We start from the raw sequence: 17,619 nt of genomic DNA on the forward strand, positions 1-17,619 counted from the left end.
CCGCTGGCGGCATATGCAACGATGGATGTGGCACAAACCCGGCGGCCCCTGCCTTCGGTTCCCAGCAAAGTAATACTTTGCTGGGGGCCCTGCGCAGGGGCGACGCATTGCTTGGTCAGCGCGCGCCGCCCATGGTCGAGCGCGTGATCCGCCACACCAGGCCAGGCAATCCCGCATAGCTCGCCTTGTGATAGGGCGAATCCGCCTCCAGCACGTCCGACAGCCGGCGGTGCGCCTCGCCGAGATTGTGATAGGGCACGCCCGGCAGCAGATGGTGCAGCGCGTGATAGCGCAGGCCGACCGGCGCCCACAGCATCGGCAGCATGGCGGGCGGCGGCACGTTGACCGTGTCGAGATACTGGGCGGTGACGCTCATCGCCTCGCCCTCATTCTCCCACAGATGCGCGACCAGCGTGCGGACCTGGTTGATCACCGCCACCCCGGCGAAGATCGCGAGCATGATCGCAAGGGCCCGCAGCGGCAGCACGCCGGTTGCGACCAGCGCGACCAGCGCGATCGCCCAGATGCTCGCCGCGGTCTCGACGCGCACCCAGTGACGCGCGAACTCCCCATCGGCCGGGCGGCGGCGGAACTGCGGATTGATCGACAGCGAGGAAAAGCGCGCGATCACCACGCGGCGAAACGCCGGGAACAGCGCCGAAAGCGGCGCCAGCACGGCGAAGCGGACGACGAGGCCCAGCGGCGCCAGCGCGGACAGGAGGATGAAGGTCGGCAGCGTCCACGGCTTCATCAGCGCGAGCGGCAGATATTCGGGATCGTCGGCCGTGCCGTAGCGCGTCTTGGCGTGATGCTGGTTGTGGACGCCTTCATACATGAAGGAGGGCGTCAGCATCGGCACGCCGACCAGGGCGTTCCAGCCCAGCCGGAAACCGGGCAGCGCGGCATGCTTGATGTGCGACACCTCGTGGATGAAGCTGATCGCGCGGTAGAGCGCGAGCGTGGCGACGACGCCGGCAAGGATCGCCCAGCCGGCGCTGTCGGCCAGGATCGCGGCGGCGCCTGCGCCATAGCCGACCAGCGCGGAGGCGATCAGGTCCAGCCAGTAGATGCGCGGGTTCGGCTGGTTGAGGTCGCGCGTCAGGTCGGCCGCGGTGCGCAGCATCGCCTTGTCGTCGGCGATCGGCAGCCGTTCGGCGCGCGCGAGCGGCGCGCCGCTCGCGCGGTCAAGGCTCAGGATCGTGGTCATCGCCTTCGGCATTGCCATCAGATAATGGCGATATGGTGGCTTTTACAGGACCATGGCGGCGGGGAGCCGTTTCGCCACAATTAAGCCGCGGGAAGCATGCATGGGCGGCGGCATGACCGTAACGATTCACACCGTGCTGTCCAAGGCGGACCGCAAGGCCTTCATCGAGCTCGCTTATACGCTCAACCGCGGCGATCCCAACTGGGTGCCGCCGCTCAGGAGCGAGGCGGCGGGGATGATCGATCCGGCCAAGAACGGCTGGTTCAGCCATGCCGAGGCCGAGCTGTTCCTCGCCCGGCGCGGCAAGGAGCTTGTCGGGCGGATCAGCGCGCATGTCGACCGTCTGGCGCTCGAACAGCCCCGGAAACAGGGAATGGGGCCCGGAACCGGCTTTTTCGGCCTGTTCGAGGCCGCCGATGCGGATGCCGCGGCAGCGCTCATCGCCCATGCCGAAAATGCCCTGCGCGCCAAGGGCATGACCCGCGCGCTCGGCCCCGTCAGCCTCTCGATCTGGGAGGAGCCCGGCCTGCTCACCAAGGGCTATGATCACCCGCCGACGGTGATGATGGGCCACCACAAGCCCGAATATCGCGGCTGGATCGAGGCCGCCGGCTATGCCCCCGCCAAGCAGCTGATGACCTACGAACTGGACATCCAGCAGCAATTTCCGCCCATCGTCCAGCGCATCATCCAGTCGGGCGAGAAGAATCCGCGCATCCGCATCCGCGAGGTGGTCAAGAGCCGATTCGAGGAGGAAGCCGCGACCATCCTCGGCATCCTCAACGACGCCTGGTCCGACAATTGGGGCTTCGTCCCGCTGACCCAGCCCGAGATCGACGATGTCGGCAAGAAGCTCAAACCGATCGTCTTCGAGGATCTGATCCGCATCGCCGAATATGACGGGCGGCCCGTCGCCTTCATGATCACCCTGCCCGATCTCAACGAGGCGATCGCCCCGCTGGACGGCTCGCTCCTCCCCTTCGGCTGGGCCAGGCTGCTCTGGTGGCTCCGCCGCCCGCGGGTCAACACCATGCGTGTGCCGCTGATGGGCGTGGTCAAGGAGCTGCAATCCTCGCGCCTCGCCTCGCAGCTCGCCTTCATGATGATCGAATATATCCGCCGCGCCGCGATCACCCGCTACGGCGCGACGCGGGGCGAGATCGGCTGGATCCTCGACGACAACCAGGGCATGCGCGCGATCGCCGAGACGATCCAGAGCAGCATCAACCGCATCTACACGGTGTATGAAAAGCGTCTCTAAGACCCGTCGCCCCTGCGAAGGCAGGGGCCGCTGGGTTTGTGGCGCATCCTTCGCCCATGCCGCCTGAGGCCCCTGCCTTCGCAGGGGCGACGGATCATTCCAATGACCGCCCCGCCCGGCCGGCGATTTCTTCGACATATTGCCACGCAACCCGGCCGGAGCGGCCGCCGCGCTGGGTCGCCCAGGCGACCGCGTCGGCATCCTCGAACGCCAGCCCGTAGCGTTCGGCATAGCCACGCACGATGGCGAGGTAACCGGCCTGGTCGACGACGTGGAAACCCAGGCTCAGCCCGAACCGGTCGGCCAGCGCCAGCTGATCGTCGGCGGCGTCGCGCGGGTTGATCGCGCTCGCCTCGGCGGCATGGTCGCGCTGGATCAGGTGGCGGCGGTTGCTGGTGACGAACAGCCGGGCGTTGGCCGGCCGCGCCTCGGCGCCGCCCTCCAGCACCGATCGCATCGCCCGCGCCTCGGCCGGCTCGTCGAAGCCGAGATCGTCGATGAAGACCGCATAGGCCCGCGGCAGCCCGCGGATCGCGTCGAACAGGGCGGGCAGCCGTTCGAGCGCGGCGCGCGCCAGCTCGATCAGCGCGACGTCGCCGCCTTCGGCCTGCACCGCGCCCACCGCCGCCTTGACCAGCGCCGACTTGCCCGTGCCGCGCGCGCCCCACAGCAGGACGTCGTGCGCCGCGTGCCCCGCCGCAAGACGGCGCACGGTGTCGAGCAAAGCCGCTTTCTGACGCTCGATCCCCTTGAGCGCGTCGAGCGGCAGCGGCCGGAAATCGGCCACCGCGACCAGCCCCGACGCCTGCCAGACATAGGCGGCGTGCGCTTGCGGATCGGCGGCGGGCGCGGGTGGCGGGGAAAGCCGTTCAAGCGCTTCGGCAATGCGGCGGATCAGCGCGTCGTCGGTCATGGGGCGGGCGATAGCCGCCCAGCGCCGACGCCTCAAGCGCGACGCTTCGCCGCCGCCAGATGCGCAGCGATCGCGGCGTTGTCGGGCGCGAGCAGCGCCGCCTTCTGCAGGAGCGCGATTCCGTCCGCCCGCCGGTCGGGTGTCCGCGCGAGCAGCACGCCCAGCGTATCGGCGGCGATCGGGCTGGCCGGCGCCAGCTCATAGGCGGCACGCGCATAGATCAGCGCGCGCTCCGGCTTGCCCGCTCCGGCGTGCGCCCAAGCGAGCTGCGAGAGCAGCGCCGCGTCGCGATTGCCCAGCCGCTGGCGCAAGACCTCCAGCGTCCGCACCGCGCCTGCCCAGTCCTTCGCCGCGATCTGCCAGTTCGCCGCGACCTTCAGCGCCGCGACGTTGCGCGGGTTCTGCTGGAGGAACAGCGACAGCACGCGTTGTGCCTCGATCCGTGCCCCCGCCCGGTCGAGCGCATCGACCAGCCGCAGCGCCGCAGCCTCGTCGAAGCGCGCATTCGCGTCGCGCGCGAAGGCGTCGGCGGCTTCGCGGTAGCGGCCCTCGGCGACCAGCGCGTCGCCGCCCGCCCAACCGTCATCGGCCACGTCGCGCACCGGCCGCGCGGCGCGATCGAGCAAGGCGCCGGCGGCATCGCGATCCCCCAGCCGCTCGAATGCGCGCGCCGCAACGGTCAGCGCATAGCTGTCGGCATCGCGCCGCGCGATCAGCGGCTGGAGCGCGTCGACCGCCCCCTGGGCGTCGTTCGCGCCCAGCAGCGCCGCGCCCAGCAAGCGCCGCGCATCGGCATTGTCGGGCTGCATCTCGACCAGCCGACCAAGGCGCTCGACCGCCTGGGCGAAGGCGCCCGCGTGATAATCGAGCCCTCCGCGCAGCAGCAGCGCCGCCGGAAAGCCGTCCATCGCCCCGCCGGTGCGCTGGATCAGCGCGCGCGCCAGATCATAGTTGCGCGCCCGCGCAGCCAGCACGGCCTGGAGGTACAATGCCTGCGCAGTGCTCCCCCGGATCGCCGCGGCGCGGCGGCTTGCCGCGAGCATCTCGGTATAGCGCCCCATATCGCCCAGCGTCGCGGCATATTCGATCAGCGCGGGGCCGTTGCCGGGATCGAGGTCGATCGCGGCCTCGAACCAGGGCAGCGATGCGGCGAGGCCATATTGCGTGCGGAACAGCTCGCCCTTCAGGATCAGCGCCTCGCGATTGGCCGGATCGAGCGTGATCGCGCGATCCACCGCGGCGGCTGCCCCGATGGAATCGTTCGACACCAGCCGGAAGCGCGCGAGGTCCGACCAGGCGAGGCTGTCGGCGGGCGCGAGCCGGACCGCGCGGACGAACGCCGCACCCGCGCCTTCGGCGCCGGTTCCGACCATCGCCCGCCCCTCGATCCGCGCGGCATAGGCGCGGTAGCGAGCGGGAACCCGCTCATCGCGCGCGAGCGCGAGCGCGCCCTCGCCATCGCCCTGCAACAGGCGCGCATGCGCGCGCAGGTGCAGCGCGCGCTCCTTGGGAAAACCGACCTTCTCCGCCCGGTCCAGCGCCGCTTCGGCCGCGACGCCGTCGCCCTGCCCCAGCGCCATCCGCGCCACCATCGCATGGGCCAGGCCGGCGCGCGGCTCGCTCCGCGCCGCCGCCTCGGCGGCATCCCGCGCGCGCGTGAGATCGCCCGCGCGGAACGCGGCCACGCTCCGCGCCAGCGCCGCGCGCGCCTCGCGTGGCGAAGCCGCAGCAGGCGGCGCCAGCACCAGCGCCGCCAACACCGCCAGCCACGCCGTGTGCTTCTCACCCATGCAGGTCATAGGCCTTGAGCAGGTCGTAGAGCGTCGGCCGGCTGATCCCCAGCAGCTTGGCCGCGCCCGAGATATTGCCATCCGTCCGCGCCATCGCGTGGCGGATCGCCTTGCGGTCGGCCGCCTCGCGCGCCGCCTTCAGGTTGAGCGGGCCGTCATCCGCGCCGCCCGCCAGATCGAGGTCCGCGGCACCGATCAGCCGCCCCTCGGCCATGATCACAGCGCGCTTCATGCGGTTCTCCAACTCGCGCACGTTGCCGGGCCAGCCATGCGCGTCGATCGCCCCCAGCGCGTCGGGACCAAGTCCCTTGACCGCCGGGTTCATCTCCTTGGCGAAGCGGTGGAGGAAATGCCGCGCGAGCAGCCCGGCGTCGCCCGGCCGCTCGGCGAGCGACGGGATGCGCACGACGATCTCCGCCAGGCGGTAGTAGAGGTCCTCACGGAAGCTCCCGCCCGCGATCATCGCTTCCAGATCCTGGTGCGTCGCGCAGACGATCCGCGTGTCGACCGCGATCGGCTGGCGCCCGCCGATCCGCTCGATCACGCGCTCCTGCAGGAAGCGCAGCAGCTTGACCTGCAGCGGCAGCGGCACGTCGCCGATCTCGTCGAGGAACAGCGTCCCGCCATGCGCCTGCTCGATCTTGCCCTGGGTGGTCTTGATCGCGCCGGTGAACGCGCCCTTCTCATGGCCGAACAGCTCGGCTTCGAGCAGGTTCTCGGGGATCGCCGCGCAGTTGATCGCGACGAACGCCCCCTTCGCGCGCGGACTGGCCGCGTGCAGCCCCCGCGCCAGCAGCTCCTTGCCCGTGCCCGACGCGCCGAGCAGCAGCACCGAGACATTGGCCGAGGCGACGCGCTCGATCGTCCGCGTGACCTTGAGCATCTCGGGACTGGCGGTGACGAGCCCGCCCAGCACCGCGCCCTCGGGCGCGCGCTCGGCCAGCCGGCGGTTCTCCGCCTCCAGCGCATGGACATGGAAGGCGCGCGCGACGATCAGCCCCAGCGCATCGATATCGACCGGCTTCTGGTAGAAGTCATAGGCACCGCCCGCGATGGCGCGCAGCGCGCTCTCATGCGCGCCGTGGCCGGAGGCGACGATCACCTTGGTGTCGGGCTTCAACGCGCGGATCGCCTCCAATGTGGCGAAGCCCTCCGCCGTGCCGTCGGGATCGGGCGGCAGGCCCAGATCGAGCGTCACCACCGCCGGCTCTTCGGCGCGAAGCGCATCGATCGCGCCCGCCCGGTCGGTCGCGGTGATCACCTCATAGCCGTCATAGGCCCAGCGCAACTGGCGCTGCAGGCCGACATCGTCCTCGACGATGAGCAGCTTGGGCTTGGTGACTGGGGCCATGTGCATCGTCAGGCGGCCTTTTCTCGAGTTTCCTGGGCCAGGGGCAGGATCACGGTGAAGCGGCTGCCCTCGCCCTCGCGGCTGGCCACCGACATGCGTCCGCCCATCGCGCGGACGAGCTGGCGCGCCTCATAGGCGCCGACGCCGAAGCCGCCCGGCTTGGTCGAGGCGAAGGCGGTGAACAGCTTCTCGCGCACGAAGGCGGGCGACATGCCGCAGCCATGGTCGATCACGTCGATGGCGACCTCATGACCTTCGACCCTCACGTCGATCCTGACCGGCGCCTCGGGCGCGCTGGCGTCGATCGCGTTCTGGACCAGATGGCCGAGCAGCGTCTCCAGCCGCTGCGGATCGGCCAGCACCAAAGCGCCCGCGGTTCGGCCGACGGACACCGGATGCAGCAGGCGCTTGGTCGCCACCAGCCCGGCGACGACCTCGTCCGCGGGCACCGGCCGCGGCGCCTCGCTGCGCGCGCTGTTATGCTGCGCCAGGCGCGCCAGCAGCGCGTTCATCCGGTCCGCCGAGTCCTTGAGCGTCGCCACCATATCTGCGCGGAACTCGGGATTGTCCGCATGGCGTTCGGCATTGCGCGCGACCAGGCTCAATTGGCTGACCAGGTTCTTGATATCGTGCATGATGAAGGCGAAGCGGCGGTTGAATTCGTCGAAGCGGCGCGCGTCGTCCAGCGCCTGCTGGCCCTGGCTTTCGGCGAGATAGCTCGCCACCTGTCGTCCGGCGACGCGCAGCAGGTCGAAATCCTCCCAGTCGAGCGCGCGGTCGAGCGGCGGGCGGCCGAGCACCACCGCGCCCGCGACCCGGTCGAAATGGACCAGCGGCACCAGCACCCATGCGCGCACGTCGTCGATCAGCCATTGCGGCAGCAGCGCGTGGGTGGCGGTGTCCTCGCCCTCGCGCCGTGCGGCATCGAGCTCGACGATGTGCCCGCTCGCCAGATAGGCGACCAGTCCGGCGCCGAGATCGCCCGGCGGGGTGTCCTCCGCCGGCCAGTTCCACCGTGCCGCCGCCGCCAGCCCCTCGCCCTCCGGCACGAACAGCAGCCCCTCCGGCGAATCGGTGATGTCGGCCACCGCCTTGACCACGCGCTCGGCGAGCGGCGCCGTGTCCTCGCCCGGCTTGCCCAGCGTGTCGGTGAAGCGCAGCCACTCGGCGCGGTAGTCGTAGCGGTGCTGGAACAGGTGCTTGGCGAGCTTGACCTTGATCCACGCCCGCGCCCGTGCGCTCGGCAGGGCGAGCGCCGCGGCGCTGGTGCCGAACACGAACGCCGCCTGCGCAAGCCGCGCGTGATCGCCGCCGATCAGCGCGATGCCGCTGGTCACCAGCACCATCGCGATCAGGTAGAGGCCGATCGCCGCCAGGCTGAGCGTGCGGAAGGTCATGGTGCGCGACAGCTGCAGCGTCCAGGCGCCCGACTGGTGCAATCCCAGCCCGAGCATCGCCGCCACGCCTACCGCGACCAGGCCGCGCAGCGCCGCGACATCCTCCGGCCAGCCGCTTCCCAGATAGGCGATGGCGTAGAGATTGAGGTCGTACAGCCACATCGCGGCGATCGCGTGGATCGCGACGCGAAAGCCCGGTCCCGTATCGGGGCCCGCCGCGCTGTAGAGGTTGTGGACCAGCACCAGCGCGCCCGTCGCCACCATCATGCGCAACGCATAGCCGCCGATCGCCGCGGGATGTGCGTCATTGCCCGGCGGCGTCAGGATCGTGAACATGATCGTGGCAAGCGCGACCAGCGCCACCACGCCGTACACCGTCGCCAACGCGACACTGCGCCGCTCACGCCCGCCTTGGTGCAGTAGCGCGTACATGAACCCGAGGAAACCCAGATTCCGCACGCTCTCGGCCACGGCGGACGCGTCGCTCGCCGAATCGGTGCCGGCCATCGCCAGCGCCCACAGCGCGCTCGCCGCGAGCGCCGCGATCAGCGCGATCTTGCGTGCGCCGCCCTTGGGCGAACGCACCTGCCACAGCGCCAGCGCGGCGAACAGCAGCGCGGCGACCGCATGGCTCCACAGGCCGAGGAACGCCATCACCGCCTCACCGCGCCCCTTCCGGCCACAGCACCACGCGCAGCGTCTGCAGCAGGATCAGCACGTCGAGAAAGGGCGTGTAGTTCTTGGCGTAGTAAAGGTCGTATTCCAGCTTCTGCCGCGAATCATCGACCGAGGCGCCGTAAGGATAGTTGATTTGCGCCCAGCCGGTGATGCCGGGCTTCACCATGTGCCGCTCGGCATAATAGGGCAGCACCTGCTCCAGGTCCTCGACGAATTGCGGCCGCTCGGGACGCGGGCCGACGAAGCTCATTTCCCCCTTCAGCACGCTCCACGCCTGCGGCAGTTCGTCGATACGAAGCTTCCTGATGATGCGGCCGATCCGGGTGATGCGCGGGTCGTCCTTCTCCGCCCACACCGCCTGGCCCGCCGCCTCCGCATCCTGCCGCATCGATCTGAGCTTCAGGATGTCGAACCCCTGGCCGTACAGCCCGACGCGGCGCTGGCGGTAGAAGGCCGGCCCCCGGCTTTCCAGCTTCACCAGCAGCGCGGTCAGCAGGATCAGCGGCAAGGTGAGCGTCAGCAGCGCCAGGCTCGCCAGCACGTCGAACAGCCGCTTGGCGGCGCTCGACAGCATCCGGCCGGACGAGAACCCGTCGGAGAAGATCAGCCATGACGGGTTGACGCTGTCCAGGTCGACCCGCCCCGTCTCGCGTTCGAGGAATGTCGAGATCTCGTTGACGTGGACGCCGGTCGTCTTGATCCTGAGCAGATCCTGGAGCGGCAGCGAATTGCGGCGTTCCTCCAGCGCCAGCACCACCTCGCTCGCGTTCAGAAGCACGACATGCTCGGCAAGGTTATAGATCGCATCGCGCGCGATCGCCTCGGGGATCACCCGCGCGGCCTCAGACATCGAGACATAGCCGACGCAGACGAACCCGGCGCCGGGGCGCTTCGAAAGCGCCTTGACCCGCGCCGCGCGCGGGCCTGCGCCCAGCACGACCACGCGGCGCTTGAACGCCTGCCCGCCCAGCGTCTTGCCCAGCAGGATGCGCAGCACCATCAGCAGCACGATCGCAAGCGCCATCGCGTAGAGCAGGTTGGAGCGCCACAGGCTGAGCGACGGCACGAGGAAGAAGATCGCGGACAGCGCGATGATGCCGATCGCCACGCCCACCGTCAGCCGCGCCGCGGCGAAACGCAGGGATTGCAACGCCTCGCTGCCATAGACGCCGACCGCGACCATCGTCGTCTGCAGCGCGAAGGCGAACACCAGCAGCTGCGGCAGCCGCGTCGTCACGCTCTCGACGATCGAGCCCAGCTGATGTTGGCGGATCGTCCAGCCCAGCTCCGCCGCGGCGATCAGCAGGACGAAGTCGAACAGCCCAAGCAGCAGCACCGCATGCGGCACATAATGTTTGAACAGCCTGATCATCGCCCGGCAGACCTGAAAAGTGTAAGGAAATCCGACACGGTGGAGAGGTGTCGCAAAAATTGACAAAAATTTGCTGAACGCCGCTTAGGATAAGGAGACGGGTGTCCATCTCAGGCATTGTGCCGGGCAAGCCACCATAGTTTCCGGAGACTTCATGACGACGTCCGCCATCATCCCCGTCATCCTCTCGGGCGGATCGGGGACGCGGCTTTGGCCGATGTCGCGCAGCGATCGTCCCAAGCAGTTCCTCGCCCTGACCGCCGATGCGACGATGCTGCAGCTGACCGCCGAACGCACGCGAGACGCCCGCTTCGCCGCGCCCATCGTCGTCGCCGGCGCCGCGCATGCCGCGATGGTCGAGGAACAGTTCGCTCAGATCGGGATCGAGCCCGCCGCGATCATCCTGGAGCCCGTCGCGCGCAATACCGCGCCCGCCATCGCGCTCGCCGCCTTGGCGGCGGACGATCCCCATGCGCCCTTGCTGGTGATGCCGTCGGATCACGCGATCGCCGATGCGAGCGCTTTCGGCGACGCCATCGCCGCCGCGCTGCCGCTGGTCGAGCAGGGTTGGCTGGTCACCTTCGGCATCACGCCCGACGCGCCCGAGACGGGCTACGGCTATATCAAGGTCGGCGAGGCGCTCGGCGAGGGCGTGCACCGCGTCGACCGCTTCGTCGAGAAGCCCCCCCGTGAGGCCGCCGAGGCGATGCTGGCGAGCGGCGACCATGCCTGGAACGGCGGCATCTTCCTGTTCCGCGCCGATATCTTCCTCGGCGCATTGTCGGTCCACGCGCCGGACATGCTCGCCGCCGCGCAGGAAGCGATGGCGAAGGCCGAGCGTAACGGCGTGCAGGTGCGTCCCGACGCGCAGGCCTTCGCCGCGTCTCCGTCAAACTCCATCGATTATGCGGTGATGGAGAAGGCCGATCGCGTCGCGGTCGTGCCGGTCAGCATGGGCTGGAGCGACATCGGCAGCTGGGATGCGCTGCATGCGCTCTCGGCGTGCGATCCGCAGGGCAATTCGTCCCGCGGCGACGCCGTGCTGATCGATGTCGAGAACAGCCTGGTCCGCGCGGACGGCGTGCGCGTGGCGATGGTCGGGGTGAGCGACCTCATCGTCATCGCCAGCGGCAGCGACATCCTGATCCTGCCGCGCGGCCGCAGCCAGGACGTGAGGAAGGTGATCGACGCGCTGAAGGACTGAACAGATAAGCTGTTGATTTATCGCACGCCGGCTGAAAGAATCGGCCTCGTACCCGCGTAATTGGGAGAAGCCCGGAGTGACGACGCTTCAGACGCTCTTCACGGTGCTCGCCGCATGGCTGGTCGCGTCCCCCGGCCCGCGGCCCGACACCTCGTCCGGCGCTTGCGCCAATGGCCGCGAGGATGTGACCGCCGAGCGGCCCCACGCCACCGACGGCGCGCAGGCGGACCTGCTCGTCGCCATGGCGATGTCGCCCAAGCTCGCGAAGATCACGCGCGAAGCGGTGATCGACCGCCCGAGCGCCTGCCGGCGCGGCGGCTTTGCGGTCGGCTCGGCGCGCTACATGCTGACGGGCGATGACGGCGACGGGATGGTGCCGCGCCGCGCGCATGCGGAAGACGCCGGGGCGCCGGTCGCCTATCTGCTTTCGACCATCGACATGCAGGAACTGGTCGCATCGGCCGATGGCGGCGAGCCGGCAGGCACGCTGGGCTATGCGCTGATGACCTCGACCGAGCGCGAGGATGTCGCCTGGGCCTTCTACAAGGCGATGCCGGCCGACCGGACGCTGCGCGCCGACATGGCCCGCGCATTGTCCGGCGAAGCCAGCCCGATCTTTCGGACCGATCGCAGGACCAGCGAGACCCAGTTCGTCGCAGGTTAGCGCAGGCGCACCCAGGTGGGCGCGTGGTCGCTCGCCTTCTCCTTCGCCCGGTGCGCCTTGTCGACGCCGGCATCGGCCAGCCGGTCGGCGGCGATCGGGCTCAGCAGCAGATGGTCGATGCGGAAGCCCGCGTCGCGCTGCCAGGCGCCCGCCTGATAGTCCCAGAAGGTCCACATCCCGCCCTGGGGGAAGCGCGTCCTGAGCGAATCGGTCCAGCCCTGCGCCAACAGACGGCGATATCCCTCGCGGCTTTCTGGCTGCATCAGCGCGTCGGTCGCCATCGCCCGGATCGAGAACACGTCGTCGTCATTGGGAATGACGTTATAGTCCCCCGCCAGCACCACCGCGCGTTCCTCGGCGAGCAGTTCGCGCCCGCGCGCCGCCAGCCGGTCGAGCCAGCGCAGCTTGTAGTCGAACTTGGGCCCCGGCTGCGGATTGCCGTTGGGCAGGTAGATCGAGGCGACGACCAGCCCGTCCACCTCTGCTTCGAGGTAGCGGCTATGCTCGTCCTCGGGCTCGCCCAGGAGGCCGCGCTGGCGCTCGATCGGATCGGCGCCCCTGGCCAGCACCGCGACGCCGTTGAACCCCTTCTGCCCGTGCCACACCGCGCCGTAGCCGGCCGCGCGGATATCGCTCTCGGGAAAGGTCTCGTCGGAGCTTTTGAGCTCCTGCAGGCAGACGATGTCCGGCTGTTCCTCGGCAAGATATTCGAGCAGCCGCGGCAGCCGCGCCTTGATGCCGTTGACGTTGTAGCTGGCGATCTTCACGGGCGGGCGTCAGACGGCGAAGCTGGAACCGCAGCCGCAGCCGGCCGAGGCGTTGGGGTTCTGCACCTTGAACGCCGCGCCGCCCAGCGATTCGACGAAATCCACCTCGGCGCCGCGGACCAGGTCCAGGCTCACCGGATCGACCACCAGCCGCACCCCGTCGCGCTCGGCGACGATATCGCCTTCGTCCACGCCATCGGCAAAGCCGAACCGGTACTGGAACCCCGAACAGCCGCCGCCATCGACCGACAGCCTCAGGATCGCCGGCTTGCCCTGCTTGCCGGCGATCGCCGCGACGCGCGCCGCGGCGGCGGGGGTGAGGTCGATGTCGGAAACGCTCGCCATGAGGGGGAGATAGTTGCTGCGGGGGTCACCGGCAAGCCGGACGCCCCCGCAATCTCCCCTCCGAAATCGCTTAGTTGGCCGGCCCGCCCTGGGCGACCTTGGTCAGGCTGCCCTTGTTCTGCACCGCGAGCAGATAGTCGGTCGTCTGCAGGAACGGCATCGGGTTGATCGCACGCCCGTCGACGCGGACCTCGTAATGGAGGTGCGGGCCGGTCGAACGCCCGGTCGAGCCCATATGGCCGATCAGCTGCCCGCGCTTCACCTTGACGTTGGAGCCGACCAGGATGCGCGAAAGATGGCCGTAGCGGGTCTGGATGCCCTTGCCGTGGTTGATCTCGATCAGATTGCCATAGGCGCCGTAGCGGCCCGAACGGGCGACCACGCCGTCGGCGGTCGCATAGATCGGCGTGCCGACGGGGCCGGGAATGTCCAGCCCGGCATGCATCGCGCGGGTGCCGCGGAACGGGTCGGAACGAACGCCGAAGCTGCTGGTCAGGGTGAGGTTCTCGACGGGCTTCAGCGACGGGATGGCCACGGCGCCTTCCTGCAGCATGTCGAGCTTCTTCCAGCTCTTGAACAGCGCGCGGAAGCCGGTGTCGGCCTCGGTCATCTCGTCGTCCATCTCCTCGCGCTCGGGCGCCGCCTCGAACGGGCCGCCCATCGCGGTGCCGGCGACGAAGCGCGCGGGCTTCATCCCGACGCGCTTGAGCACCGCGGCGGTCCGGGCGTAGCGGGCCTCGAGCTTCTCGGCCGCCGCCATCGCCAGCTTCTCCTGGCGCGCTTCGAGGCGGACCAGCGGCGCGACGACCGGCTTCGCGACCGCGGCGGTCTCGACCGGCTCGATCAGCGCGGCGAGCTTCTCGGGATCGCCCTTGCCGCTCACCACCGAAGCGATGAACTGCTGACGGCGCTCGACGCGCAGCGCGTGCGCCTTGGCGGCGTGGCTGATCGTCGCCACCTTGCCCTCCATCGCGGCGAGCTTCGCTTCGAGCTGCGCGACCTGCGCCTCTGCGGAAACCGGGGCGTCGGTGAGGCCGGTCAGCGCCAGCGCGCGCCCGGCTGCCTGGGTGGCGGAGGCGGATGCCAGCAGCAGCATCGCGAGCAGCAGGACCGCGGTGGCGATCTGCGCCTTCACCGAAAAGCGCACATGGCGCTGCATCTTGCCATCATGAAAAAAGAAGTCGCGCGCCCGAAAAAGGGATTGCAGCTGTGCGGTCAAGGGCAGGCTGCGGCGGAACAGAGCAATAGTCATCAAATCCCCGGCGACACGACGATATCCGCGCCGCCCTGACGACGTGGATTCTTCTAGGGTTATTTGCAGCTTGGATGCCCCTCCGCGCTGTCGAGCGTGGAATGTTACGCTTTGGCACAATAGGCAAGTCGCGCGGGCCGTTCGCGCGTTGGACCGGGGGGACGATGCGTTGAGTCGTTGAGGCCTGGCGAAAAGTAACGGAACCTTAAGGAAATCCGCCCGATTCGAATCATTGCGACGCTACGGCGTCCAGCACCGATTGGGCGTGGCCGGGCACCTTCACCTTGCGCCAGATGCGCGCGATCCGGCCATCGGCATCGACCAGCACCGTCGCCCGCTCCATGCCCATGAAGGTGCGGCCATACATGCTCTTTTCGCCCCAGAAGCCGAAGGCGTCGCTCAGCTCGCCGGCGTCGCTCGCCAGCCGCGCGGTCAAGTCGTACTTGCCGCTGAACTTGGCGAGCTTCTTCGGCTCGTCCCGCGACACGCCGATCACCGCCGCGCCCGCCTTGGCGAATGCGGGCGCGAGCTCGCTGAAATCCTGCGCCTCGCGCGTGCAGCCCGGCGTGTCGGCCTTGGGATAGAAATACAGCACCAGCGGCTTGCCGCGGAGCTTGGCCAGGTCGATCGTCTCGCCATCGGCTCCGGTCAGCATCAGCGCGGGCAGACGGTCTCCTTCACTCAGCGGCATCTTCGTTCTCCGGTTGCAATGCGTGCCAGCAGGCGCTCACCGCTTGCCGCGTCGCGTCGAGCCGCGCAACCAGCGCATCCCAGTCGGCCAGCCCGCACGCGCGCGCGACCAGCGCCGCCGTCGCGGGCGGCGGCGCCTCGGCGTCGGGCGCGACCAGCCGCAGCGTGACGAGCAGCCGCGTCAGGAAATCGTGCGCCGGGCGCATCGCCGCCGGCAGCGCATCCTGGGCGACCAGCGCATCGATCGCGCGCGCCAGATCGGGATCGAACCCGGTCAGCCGCTCGAGTTGCGTGACGTGCACCGCGAACTCCAGGTCGACCAGCCCGCCGAGCAGCAGCTTGGCGTCGAAATCGCCGCGCGGCGGCTTGTGCTTCATCATCTCGGCGCGCATTTCGGCGGCATCGGCGCGGACATTGTCGCGCGGCTGCAGCAGCACCTCGTCGATGATCGCCTGGATCGCGCCGCGCGCCGCCGCCGATCCGAACACCGGCCGCGCGCGCGTCAGCGCCATATGCTCCCACGTCCAGGCGCTTTCGCGCTGATAGAGCGCGAACGCGTCGAGGCTGACCGCCAGCGGCCCTTGCGCGCCGGAGGGCCTCAGCCGCGTATCGATCTCGTAGAGCGGCCCCGCCGCGGTCGGCACCGACAGCGCGCCCGAAACGCGCTGCGCCAGCCGGTTATAGTAATGCACCGCGCCGAGCGGCTTGGCCCCATCGGACGTCGCGCCATGATCGCCGGTGAAGACATAGACCAGGTCGAGATCCGAGGCGTGCGTCAGCGCGCCGCCGCCCAGCCGCCCCAGCGCGATGATCGCCAGCTCGCTGTCCGGGACGCGGCCGTGCGCGCCGACGAACTCGGCGACGGTCGCGCTCGCCAGCACCTCGATCGCCGCTTCGGCGACGCGCGAATAGCCCGCCGACACGTCGAGCGGATCGCTCGCCCCCGCGACGATCTGCACGCCCAGGGCGAAACGCTTCTCGTTCACCGTCCGGCGAACGTGATCGAGCAGCGCCTGGTAATCGCCAGGTCCTTGCATCTCCGCCGCCAGTTGCGAGACATCGCCGACGCCTTCGAGCGCGGTGGCGTCGATCAGGCCGTCGAGCAGCTCGCTCCGCCGCCCGAGCGCATCGGCCAGCGTCGGCGCGTGCGCCAGCACCTCGCCGAGCAGCCGGGCGAGCGCCGGGCGCGCCTCGATCAGCCGGAAGAAGTTGATCGCGCTGGGCAGCCGCCGGAGCATGTCGTCGAGCCGGTTGAGCGCGGCATTGGGCGCCGGCCCCGCGCCCAGGGCCGCCAGCAGCCGCGGCAGCATCGCCTCCAGCGCCTCCTGCGCGGCAGGGCTCCTGAGCGCCGGCGCACGGCCCTGTCGCCAGCTCTCGATCCGCGCCCGCGCGGCTGACGGGTCTTCGAACCCAGCGCCCGCCAGCATCGTCTCCAGCGCGTCGGCGTCGCCTGAAAGCCGCGGCTCCGCTTGCTCGTCGAGCGAATCGTAGATCGCGCCGACGCGCTCGGCATGCGGGCGGAGCAGCCCGATCAGCGCCGCGCCGTCGTCGATCCCGTGCAGCCGCGCGACATTGTCGATCCGCTCCGCTTGCTCGGGCAGACTGTGCGTCTGGCGGTCATCGACCATCTGCAGCCGGTGCTCGATCGTCCGGTGAACGCGGTACGCGTCGGCCAATGCGGCGGCGTCCGCGCCGTCGATCCGGCCGGCCGCGCTGAGCGCCGCCAGCGCGTCGAGCGTCGCCGGCACGCGCAGCCCTTGCTCGCGGCCGCCATGGATCAGCTGGTGGATCTGGGTGAAGAACTCGACCTCGCGGATGCCGCCGCGTCCGCGCTTCAGGTCGTAGCCCGGCCCCAGCGCCTGGCCTTGCGCGTGGTGCGCGCGGATGCGCCTCGAAATGCCCCGGATTTCGCCGATCGCGCCGAAATCGAGCGCGCGCCGCCAGATGAAGGGCTGCACCGTCGCCAGAAAATGCTCGCCCAGCGCGATATCCCCCGCCGCCGCGCGCGAACGGACGAAGGCGGCGCGCTCCCACGGCAGCGCCTGCGATTCATAATAGGCGATCGCCGCGCCGATCGGCAGCGCGATCGGCGTCGCCTCGGGGGACGGCCGCAGCCGCAGATCGACCCGCAGCACATAGCCGTCGCCGTCGCGCGCCTGCAGCAGCTCGACCACCCGCTTGCCGATCCGTACCGCCGCCTCCGCCGGCTCCTCCCGTTCGCGGCGCGGCAGCGTCTGGGGATCGAACAGGAAGATCGGATCGATATCCGACGAATAATTGAGTTCGCGGCTGCCATGCTTGCCCAGGGCGATCGCGACGAACCCGCTCGGCTCGGCGTCGGGATAGCGCTCTGCGATGGCGGTGCGGATCGCGGTGTCGAGCGCCGCATCGGCGAAATCGGACAGCGCCTGCGTCACCGTCTCGAAGTCGAGCAGCCCGGCGAGATCGCCGATCGCCAGCGCCAGCGCCAGCCGCCTGCGCCGGACCCGCAGGGTGCGCGCGACCTCGCCCTCGAAAGGCGCCAGCAACGCGGCGATGTCGGGTCCCCGCGCGGCGAGCTCGGCGGCGAGATCCGCCTCTCGCCCGATGAGGTTGGCCAGAAAGGGCGCGTGCCGTTCCGCGCGTTGCAGCGCATCCGCCATCGCTGCGCGCCGCGAATCATCAAGGGCCGGAGTCATGACGCGGTTATGCCACATGGCCGCCAGACGCGACGAACTGCAGCAACCAT

At 69.8% G+C, this 17,619-nt stretch carries 15 protein-coding genes; 4 read left to right on the forward strand and 11 right to left on the reverse strand.

Going from position 1 to position 17,619, the window contains the following annotated elements:
- Nucleotides 1-115 precede the first annotated feature (115 nt).
- Nucleotides 116-1,207: a fatty acid desaturase family protein gene (locus tag D1610_RS05815; RefSeq protein ID WP_118863723.1), complete on the reverse strand. Its 1,092-nt coding sequence runs from the start codon at nt 1,205-1,207 to the stop codon at nt 116-118.
- Between the two features lie 112 nt (nt 1,208-1,319).
- Between D1610_RS05815 and D1610_RS05820 the strand changes: the two genes are divergently transcribed.
- Complete coding sequence (locus tag D1610_RS05820) at nt 1,320-2,468, forward strand: N-acetyltransferase (protein ID WP_245942001.1); 1,149 nt, start codon at nt 1,320-1,322, stop codon at nt 2,466-2,468.
- Nucleotides 2,469-2,562: 94 nt separating this feature from the next.
- On the opposite strand, the gene D1610_RS05825 is transcribed toward D1610_RS05820, so the two are convergent.
- The 5 genes from D1610_RS05825 to D1610_RS05845 are packed head-to-tail and all read right to left on the reverse strand — an operon-like array spanning nt 2,563 to nt 9,969.
- Nucleotides 2,563-3,381 (reverse strand): ATP-binding protein, encoded by an 819-nt coding sequence (locus tag D1610_RS05825; protein WP_118863207.1) that lies wholly within the window; start codon nt 3,379-3,381, stop codon nt 2,563-2,565.
- Nucleotides 3,382-3,413: 32 nt separating this feature from the next.
- The gene (locus tag D1610_RS05830; protein ID WP_182466716.1) at nt 3,414-5,171 is read right to left on the reverse strand and encodes a tetratricopeptide repeat protein; all 1,758 of its coding nucleotides are present in this window, start codon (nt 5,169-5,171) and stop codon (nt 3,414-3,416) included.
- Nucleotides 5,164-6,522 (reverse strand): PEP-CTERM-box response regulator transcription factor, encoded by a 1,359-nt coding sequence (gene prsR / locus D1610_RS05835; RefSeq protein ID WP_118863724.1) that lies wholly within the window; start codon nt 6,520-6,522, stop codon nt 5,164-5,166. Before prsR ends, D1610_RS05830 begins: the two co-directional genes overlap by 8 nt.
- 8 nt (nt 6,523-6,530) lie before the next feature.
- A complete protein-coding gene (gene prsK / locus D1610_RS05840) occupies nt 6,531-8,573 on the reverse strand; it encodes an XrtA/PEP-CTERM system histidine kinase PrsK (RefSeq protein ID WP_118863209.1) in 2,043 nt (680 codons plus the stop codon).
- A 7-nt stretch (nt 8,574-8,580) separates the two neighbouring features.
- Nucleotides 8,581-9,969: a TIGR03013 family XrtA/PEP-CTERM system glycosyltransferase gene (locus D1610_RS05845; protein WP_118863210.1), complete on the reverse strand. Its 1,389-nt coding sequence runs from the start codon at nt 9,967-9,969 to the stop codon at nt 8,581-8,583.
- Between the two features lie 154 nt (nt 9,970-10,123).
- On the opposite strand from D1610_RS05845, the gene D1610_RS05850 reads away from it, so the two are divergent.
- Both D1610_RS05850 and D1610_RS05855 read left to right on the forward strand, forming a co-directional pair.
- Entirely contained in the window at nt 10,124-11,173 is a 1,050-nt protein-coding gene (locus D1610_RS05850; protein ID WP_118863211.1) for a mannose-1-phosphate guanylyltransferase/mannose-6-phosphate isomerase, read from the forward strand.
- A gap of 76 nt (nt 11,174-11,249) precedes the next feature.
- The gene (locus D1610_RS05855; RefSeq protein WP_118863212.1) at nt 11,250-11,837 is read left to right on the forward strand and encodes a hypothetical protein; all 588 of its coding nucleotides are present in this window, start codon (nt 11,250-11,252) and stop codon (nt 11,835-11,837) included.
- Here D1610_RS05855 and xth read toward each other — a convergent pair.
- From xth to D1610_RS05870, 3 genes are all read right to left on the reverse strand, one after another.
- Nucleotides 11,834-12,604, reverse strand: a complete 771-nt coding sequence (gene xth, locus D1610_RS05860; protein WP_118863213.1) for an exodeoxyribonuclease III — start codon at nt 12,602-12,604, stop codon at nt 11,834-11,836. The two genes, D1610_RS05855 and xth, sit on opposite strands and share 4 nt — an antisense overlap.
- A gap of 9 nt (nt 12,605-12,613) precedes the next feature.
- A complete protein-coding gene (erpA, locus tag D1610_RS05865; RefSeq protein WP_118863214.1) occupies nt 12,614-12,949 on the reverse strand; it encodes an iron-sulfur cluster insertion protein ErpA in 336 nt (111 codons plus the stop codon).
- Between the two features lie 70 nt (nt 12,950-13,019).
- Nucleotides 13,020-14,108 (reverse strand): M23 family metallopeptidase, encoded by a 1,089-nt coding sequence (locus D1610_RS05870; protein ID WP_245942002.1) that lies wholly within the window; start codon nt 14,106-14,108, stop codon nt 13,020-13,022.
- On the opposite strand from D1610_RS05870, the gene D1610_RS17340 reads away from it, so the two are divergent.
- Entirely contained in the window at nt 14,097-14,240 is a 144-nt protein-coding gene (locus D1610_RS17340) for a hypothetical protein (RefSeq protein ID WP_245942003.1), read from the forward strand. The two genes, D1610_RS05870 and D1610_RS17340, sit on opposite strands and share 12 nt — an antisense overlap.
- Nucleotides 14,241-14,430: 190 nt before the next feature.
- Here D1610_RS17340 and D1610_RS05875 read toward each other — a convergent pair whose 3' ends face one another.
- Together D1610_RS05875 and D1610_RS05880 are read right to left on the reverse strand one after the other, a co-directional pair.
- A complete protein-coding gene (locus tag D1610_RS05875; protein WP_118863216.1) occupies nt 14,431-14,892 on the reverse strand; it encodes a peroxiredoxin in 462 nt (153 codons plus the stop codon).
- Nucleotides 14,879-17,533: a bifunctional [glutamine synthetase] adenylyltransferase/[glutamine synthetase]-adenylyl-L-tyrosine phosphorylase gene (locus tag D1610_RS05880; RefSeq protein ID WP_118863217.1), complete on the reverse strand. Its 2,655-nt coding sequence runs from the start codon at nt 17,531-17,533 to the stop codon at nt 14,879-14,881. Before D1610_RS05880 ends, D1610_RS05875 begins: the two co-directional genes overlap by 14 nt.
- Nucleotides 17,534-17,619 lie beyond the last annotated feature (86 nt).

It is taken from the genome of Sphingomonas gilva (assembly GCF_003515075.1).
Lineage (GTDB): Bacteria > Pseudomonadota > Alphaproteobacteria > Sphingomonadales > Sphingomonadaceae > Sphingomonas > Sphingomonas gilva.